We start from the raw sequence: 6622 nt of genomic DNA on the forward strand, positions 1-6622 counted from the left end.
TTTACGTTGTGTTAAGAACAGGCGTTGTAAAATTTGCATGTCTTAATCCTTAAATTTGCCAATAGGGTTATTTGACTCAAATTTGACTGTACAGAGCGTTTTATATTACAGATGTTACTTTCATCATAAAATCTTTAAATCGCTTTGTAAGGTACATTTTTGTCGATTTAAACGCATATCCAATCTCAAAACCATCAGCACTTTTCACTATTTTGCTGTTTTAAGCCGCTTTTGAATTGTTATCATGCTTTTCATCGGGCTTGCCTATTCTCGTGAATGAAATGCGTTTACCACCCAATGCCTTGTTGCGAGTATTTTCAATGGCTATAAAAACTTTCTCAACCACTCCCAAAAGCCCGTTTTCTAAATCACGACAATACTGCACAAGATCAGCACATGAAGGGACAAAGGTTGTTGACATGCCTTTGGCTTCTCCACGTATAAGATTTTTAACAGCTTGCAATAAAGCCCAGAGTGAAATGCCGTTAAGAGCTGCGATATAAGCCTTTGCACGTGCTTGTGCATTGGAAACTTTTTGCATTGTCAAGCCACCTTCAAGCACATCAAGAGCCTCTGCAATGTCTTCAACAGACGCTTTCAAGGTAAGTAAGTTTTGGACTGTCTGATAGGTTGTGAAAGCTTGTTCCTCTAGAGCTGGTGTCAATTTCACGCCACTGATCAAGGTCCATGGATACTCCCTTGTGACGTATTGCGTCATCTGTCGTGCAATGTCTTGAAGTGGCGTTACTAAATCCTGCGTCACGGATAAGGTTACGGATTGCCTCTCCGGTACCACCACGAGTTTTTTGATCTTTTGAAAAGTTTCCATTGTTTCCACCATTGTCACTCATTTCGTATTTTTTTGAATTTCTCACCCAGTTACGCCATGTTGCTTGCCAATCGATTTTGGTTGCATTTGCACCGGCTTTTGAACGCCAGTAGTCCCGAAACTTTGCGATTTCGACTTTGATCCGCTCTGGTGGCAAGCCCTCTGTGAGTGCAAAATCGTAATCGGGTTTAAAATCCGCAGGCAATCGACACCCCCGATTAGCTTTCGCTTGTTTTGCTGTTTGGGAAATGTTTTCTTGCTCGTGAATGGGAGGTTGTTTAGTTTCTACCGCTTCGATTTGTTCTGATTGGCTTTGGAGGGTATCACCCTCGATTGGTTCGTCAACCTGTTCGTTTGTTTCTAAATTTTCAGAACCAATTTCTTTTTTTGCTAATACGATAGTATTAGTTTTTTTATTATATATGTTATTGTTAATGTTATATGGTATCGTTTCCGTATCGCTTTCGTATTCATTCCGTATAGAATCCGTATCATTTCCGTATTTATGTTGTATAGATTCCGTATTACACTTTACGTTTTTTTCTTTAGACTTTTTCCATCTAGCACTAACAGCTTTTGATGCCGCTTCTGATTTTCCCACGCTATCATTTAATTCTGCTTCAACATCTAGATTCCATAAACGACCATCTGCTAAACGAATAATATGACCAGTGCTCTGTAAAACGTCTAATGCTTTGACAAATGTTTTTACTGAGTAACCAGTATAATTAGCCCAAACCTTAATGTTATTTAAAAGAGGCTTACCAGTGTGAAGCATTTGCAACCGTAATCTCATATATATATTGCCTTCAATAGAAGACAAATAAGTGAGATCAAGAATCCATTTATCAGCAAAAAGCCTTGTCCATGGTATTTTATTGGACATGTGTGCCCCCTTCTTTCTTTAAATATAAAATTGCCAAAGCATCTGCTTCGTTGTCATCTTTAGGCGCGTGCCCTTTTGCACACACCGCTTTAATCATTTCTCCTTTTGAAGCATTACCCTTCCCCGTTGTCGCTTTCTTAATCGTATCAACTGGAATGCCTTCATACGGTATCTGATGATGTTCACACCAAGCCGTTAAAATTGCTAGAAAGCCACCGTAAATATGCGCTGCATCAGTACCCACATGCCGGCGTACTTCTTCAAAATACACCGCGTCAATTTCATTTGCTGTCGGCTTTATCTCTGTAAGCCACCCCTTAAAGCGTAAGTAACGCATACCACCGCCTTCCAAACGACGTGATTGAAAATGTTCTGTATCGCTTGTTATGTGACCATCAGCACCGCATATAGCCCAGCCAGTCTTAGTGCCTAGATCAAGACAGAGAATCGTGTTAGTCATTTTAATGTTCCATTAAAAATTATTTTTACAAAATCGTTCAGCGATAATTATTTTCGAAATGAGGGGGAAAATGTCTCAAGTAGTCTCTAAATTGTTTTCTATTTCTTCTATTCTTATTAATTTCGCACATACAATTTTTTCAATTTATACTAAATACAAAGAACAGGAAGAACGAAAACTAGGACCAAAATTGGAACTTAAATCTATTTCTCAACCAAGAAGTGATAATGTTATTCCATCAAAGAAACGAGAATTTAAGATACTCGCAGAACCATTGGTTCATTTACACGTAACCTTCTATAATCCTACAAAACAAATGATTAGATTGAATTATATATGGATAGATAAAAAAAGTCCCTTTGAATTTGCTCATGTTTCATATCCTAAATCCGGCCTAGAACTGCATAAACAAAAAGAAAATATTTTCATTAAAACGCAAAAAAAACACGTCAACTTGATAACCCCTAAACTCAACCCAATCCAAAATGAATGGTATAATTTATTTAGTATTGAGAGTGAAAGCGAACTGACATTTTTACTCATTTTTAAAATGCATAACCCATCTGAAATACAACCCATTAATATCATTGTAGAACACACTTCTCCAAATTATCCGACCAAAACACTTAAACCTCATTTTTATCTTGGTTCCTTTTGTGATGACTAATATTCCAATTTCATTGGAACTAAAAATAATCAAATTCACTACTTTCTCTTATAAGCGGTTTTCTATCTTATCTCATTGCACTAAATGCGCAGATTGTGTGTATTTCTGTAAACTATCTATGAAATGTTTTTTGAAACCGTGCGCATTACTATATGCCTTTATAGACAATGATGGTCCTAAAGCACTTTTAGCTATTAAATTATCATTTTCATCAAGAGAAAAATCCCAATCAGAATCGCTAAAAACAATTGTGCTGCCATCTGGAAAATGCATTTCTTTTGTTGAATCTTCTAAAATATGAAAAGTATAAGATAAGTTTTGTATTTTTTTACGAAAGACATAAAAGCCAGAAAAAACATGATTACATTGACTATAAAAAACACAATAATCGTCGCCCAACTGGAATCCATCTTTATTTCCTTTCTTCATATTGAGGTTGTACCATCTTATTTTGTTCGCACGACTTTTCACTCAAACTGAAACCGTTGACAAAAGAAGGCGTTGAGAGCGTTGCTTTTTTTTGTATTACAGTAGTAAAATTTTCTTGGTACCAGTCACTAGGACTTACGTAATTATCCGTAATCTTTGCTATTTTCTTTATTATTCTAGGCTGAGGAAACCTCTTTTTATTTATATAACGCGCTATTGATGTCTGTGTAACACCTACAGAAGCGGCAAACTCAGCGTAAGTAATATTATTCTTCAATAAATATGATTTTAGCTTAAACATTCACAATAAATACCATATTGGCAATTTCAGTGCAAGATATTTTTACCATATTGGTATTTGAAAGATAATTTTTTTTAATAGGATAAGAATCATGAATAATTTGAAATTTTTCAGAGAAAAAATGGGCTTAAGTGCCAAAAAATTAGCGGAATTAGCAGGTACTAGCCAGCCACAGATTTTTCGTTTAGAAAATGGACATCGAAAATTAACAAAAGAATGGGCTGTACGTTTAGCGCCTCACTTATCCGTTACTCCTAAACAATTAATGTTTTCAGAACAGGAAACAAATAGCTTAGATGAACAAATAGAGAATATGCTCGAACATCTAAGCTATGATAACAAAGTTAAACTTCTTGATCTTCTTTTTTCATTTTATCAAGAAAAGAAATAATAAATTTCTTTTTTTCCTCCTCTGTTAATTTTTTCCAAAACGCTAATATTTTTGCATTAATCAATAGATTTTTATCCATTATCTTGCTCTCTCCCAACTATAAAATATAAAAATACCTTTTTGGTATTGACATTATATTACCATTACGGTATAACTGCCTCATAAACCACGCACAAACAATTGCCAAGAGGCGTTAAGGGAGGAGAAATTATGGAAAAGCCAATTCTTATTAATTCCAATGAAATTTTATTAGTTGCCTACGATGATGATCAAAACATTGCAGAGTCTGGACCGCTTGATGCAAGCCAAATTCTAAGCATTATTGATGAAGTAGATGATGCCATCCAGATCTTTCGTATAAATCCTTCTGAGAACAGTTGTGAAGATATCTCTGAAGAGATTGCAGAAGCATATGTAGAAGAAAATATCGAACGTCTCCATGAGGAGAGTAATGTTCATGACTTTGTACGTGAAAGTGTTGCTTACCATGACCTTTTATCTGATTGGGCAAAAGAAAAATATAATGATGAAGTCTACGGTACTTATGAAGAGCAGAACCGTTTGCGTCTTAGTGATGTGCTTTAAATTTCTTAAGGGCGTTTGAAAAAGCGCCCCCTTTCATTGATCAATCCCCTATCAATATGAGGTCCGTAATGGAAAAGCCTATTGCTATCCAGCACAACACAATCAAACACGAAACTGTTCAAACGGTCAACGCTCGTGAATTGCATGCTTTTTTAGAAGTAAAAGCCCGCTTTAATGACTGGATTGTTAACCGTATTAAAGAATGTAATTTTCGAGAAAATCAAGACTTTATAAGTTTTACTAAAAATTTAGTAAAACCCCAAGGTGGGCGCCCAAGCATAGAATACTACCTCACATTAGATATGGCTAAACACCTTTCCATGATAGAGCGTAATGACAAAGGGCATGAAGCCAGAGAGTATTTTATAGAATGTGAACGGCGTGCAAAGCAAGCAGTAACACCACAAATCGATTATTCAAGTCCAAAAGCTATGATTGGATTTTTGAATTATTTGCAAGGTCAAATAGATCAAAAAGACAGCATTATTGAAGATTTAACACCAAAAGCCATGGCACTTGAAAGTTTACAGCGCCATGATGGGCTCTTTGGTCTTACTGAAGCCGCGAAAATACTCGAGATGCAACCAAAACAATTCATTCAGTTTTTACAGCAAAAAGGTTGGATTTTCAGACGTGCAGCAGGTGGGAATTTGCTCCCTTATCAAGACAAAATCCAAAAGCAACTGATGGACTGTCCAACGATCACACTTCAAACCGCTAGTGGAATAGAAAAAGTCATTCCTTGCGCAAAAATTACCACAAAAGGAATTGGTGTGCTGTCTCAAGAGCTTAAAAGACAAAGCATGCATTAATTAAGGAATACAACAATGAAAAAGAAATACGAACTTACTGATGAAATGGAAGAAGTTGACGGACGCACACTTCGCCGCATTCGTGCTTTAAAAGACTTTGGAAACGTCAAGAAAGGTGATCTTGGCGGCTTTATAGAACATGAAGGTAACCTATCTCATGAGGGAGATTGCTGGGTAGCTGGTGCGGATGGCCCCTTTGACAGTGGATATGTTTTTGGCAATGCTAAGGTTTATGGTGATGCCATGGTTTATGGTCATGCCGTGGTTTCTGATCATGCAAAAGTTTATGAAAATGCTAAGGTTTATAATTTTTCCCATGTTTATGGGAATGCCCACATTCGAGACAGAACAAGAATTCCTCAAGATATAAAAATTTAACAACCAAACCAATGCCGTTCTTTTCAAGAGCGACAAAGGAATACTCTAACTTAAAGGAAATAAACCGTGCAAAAGAAATACGAACTTACTGATGAAATAGATGAAATTTATTTGCGTAAGGTTTATCGCATTCGCGCATTACGAGACTTTAGAAATGTTAAAAAAGGTGACCTAGGCGGCTTTGTAGAAAAAGAAGAAAACCTGAGTCATGAAGGAGACTGTTGGATTTGGTATGAAGCTAAAGTTAGTCATGATGCTAAAGTTTTTGGTAATGCACAGATATTTGAAAGAGCAATAATTACAGATAATGCGTGTGTTTACGGCAATGCGAAGGTTTGTGGAGAGGCTAGTGTTGAATATAATGCGCAGATTTTTGATAATGCACTGGTTTACGACAAAGCTCGAGTTTTTGGTTTTGTTTATGGCAATGCCCGTGTTTATGGCAAGGCTGTTATATGTGATAACGCACGCATTTTTGGAGATATTAGAATTCTAGACGACGCATATGTTTACAATCAAGTAAATATTTCTGGTAATTTTGAAATTCGTGGAAAAACTCTAATGGTCCCTAGAAGTGAACACTTAGTGGACTACGTAGAACGTTTCTAACCAAACCAAACAACTTTCAACACATGCGTGATTCACGCCACGGGGGAGTTACGCTTTAAATGGAGGAAATCAAGATGAATGAACGAACTACCACACAAACGGAATTAGTGGAAAAAACAAACACTTGCGAAGTCAAACAAACAGCTATGGATCGCATTTTAACAAGAGCTTTAGAAAATGACGTCGATATGGACCGCTTAGAGCGCCTGATCGCATTACGAGAAAAGGAAATAGAACGACAAAATTATCAAAGCTTCGTCTCTGATCTTTCCGCT

Annotated in this window: 11 protein-coding genes and 1 pseudogene; 7 read left to right on the forward strand and 5 right to left on the reverse strand. The window is 36.5% G+C overall.

Features of this window, described 5'->3' with window-relative positions; genetic code table 11:
• Positions 1–220: 220 nt before the first annotated feature.
• From BN202_RS09875 to BN202_RS01215, 3 genes are read right to left on the reverse strand one after another with little or no spacing between them, the layout of a single operon-like run.
• Positions 221–601 carry a hypothetical protein gene (locus BN202_RS09875; protein WP_019218692.1) on the reverse strand — a complete coding sequence of 127 codons (381 nt, stop codon included), beginning with the start codon at positions 599–601 and terminating at the stop codon, positions 221–223.
• Positions 585–1715 (reverse strand): DUF1376 domain-containing protein, encoded by a 1131-nt coding sequence (locus BN202_RS01210; RefSeq protein ID WP_019218693.1) that lies wholly within the window; start codon positions 1713–1715, stop codon positions 585–587. The genes BN202_RS09875 and BN202_RS01210 overlap by 17 nt, the downstream gene beginning before the upstream one ends.
• A complete protein-coding gene (locus BN202_RS01215; protein ID WP_019218694.1) occupies positions 1705–2175 on the reverse strand; it encodes a crossover junction endodeoxyribonuclease RuvC in 471 nt (156 codons plus the stop codon). The genes BN202_RS01210 and BN202_RS01215 overlap by 11 nt, the downstream gene beginning before the upstream one ends.
• Positions 2176–2245: 70 nt before the next feature.
• On the opposite strand from BN202_RS01215, the gene BN202_RS01220 reads away from it, so the two are divergent.
• Positions 2246–2842, forward strand: a complete 597-nt coding sequence (locus BN202_RS01220) for a hypothetical protein (RefSeq protein ID WP_019218695.1) — start codon at positions 2246–2248, stop codon at positions 2840–2842.
• A gap of 72 nt (positions 2843–2914) precedes the next feature.
• Here the strand turns inward: BN202_RS01220 and BN202_RS01225 are convergent, their stop codons facing one another.
• Together BN202_RS01225 and BN202_RS01230 are read right to left on the reverse strand one after the other, a co-directional pair.
• On the reverse strand, positions 2915–3271 hold the full coding sequence (locus tag BN202_RS01225; protein ID WP_019218696.1) for a hypothetical protein: 357 nt from the start codon (positions 3269–3271) through the stop codon (positions 2915–2917).
• The gene (locus tag BN202_RS01230) at positions 3255–3572 is read right to left on the reverse strand and encodes a helix-turn-helix domain-containing protein (RefSeq protein ID WP_019218697.1); all 318 of its coding nucleotides are present in this window, start codon (positions 3570–3572) and stop codon (positions 3255–3257) included. Before BN202_RS01230 ends, BN202_RS01225 begins: the two co-directional genes overlap by 17 nt.
• 91 nt (positions 3573–3663) lie before the next feature.
• Here BN202_RS01230 and BN202_RS01235 point away from each other — a divergent pair, with 91 nt between their 5' ends.
• The 6 genes and pseudogenes from BN202_RS01235 to BN202_RS01260 all read left to right on the forward strand — a co-directional run.
• Entirely contained in the window at positions 3664–3963 is a 300-nt protein-coding gene (locus tag BN202_RS01235) for a helix-turn-helix domain-containing protein (RefSeq protein ID WP_019218698.1), read from the forward strand.
• 210 nt (positions 3964–4173) lie between these two features.
• On the forward strand, positions 4174–4548 hold the full coding sequence (locus BN202_RS01240) for a hypothetical protein (protein WP_019218699.1): 375 nt from the start codon (positions 4174–4176) through the stop codon (positions 4546–4548).
• 68 nt (positions 4549–4616) lie between these two features.
• Positions 4617–5360, forward strand: a complete 744-nt coding sequence (locus tag BN202_RS01245) for an antA/AntB antirepressor family protein (protein ID WP_019218700.1) — start codon at positions 4617–4619, stop codon at positions 5358–5360.
• 15 nt (positions 5361–5375) lie between these two features.
• Positions 5376–5738 (forward strand): hypothetical protein, encoded by a 363-nt coding sequence (locus tag BN202_RS01250; RefSeq protein ID WP_019218701.1) that lies wholly within the window; start codon positions 5376–5378, stop codon positions 5736–5738.
• Between the two features lie 66 nt (positions 5739–5804).
• A complete protein-coding gene (locus BN202_RS01255; protein WP_019218702.1) occupies positions 5805–6347 on the forward strand; it encodes a hypothetical protein in 543 nt (180 codons plus the stop codon).
• A gap of 74 nt (positions 6348–6421) precedes the next feature.
• A pseudogene (locus tag BN202_RS01260) lies at positions 6422–6622 on the forward strand (ERF family protein); the annotation flags it as partial.

It is taken from the genome of Bartonella florencae, from assembly GCF_000312525.1.
In the GTDB taxonomy this organism is placed as follows: domain Bacteria; phylum Pseudomonadota; class Alphaproteobacteria; order Rhizobiales; family Rhizobiaceae; genus Bartonella; species Bartonella florencae.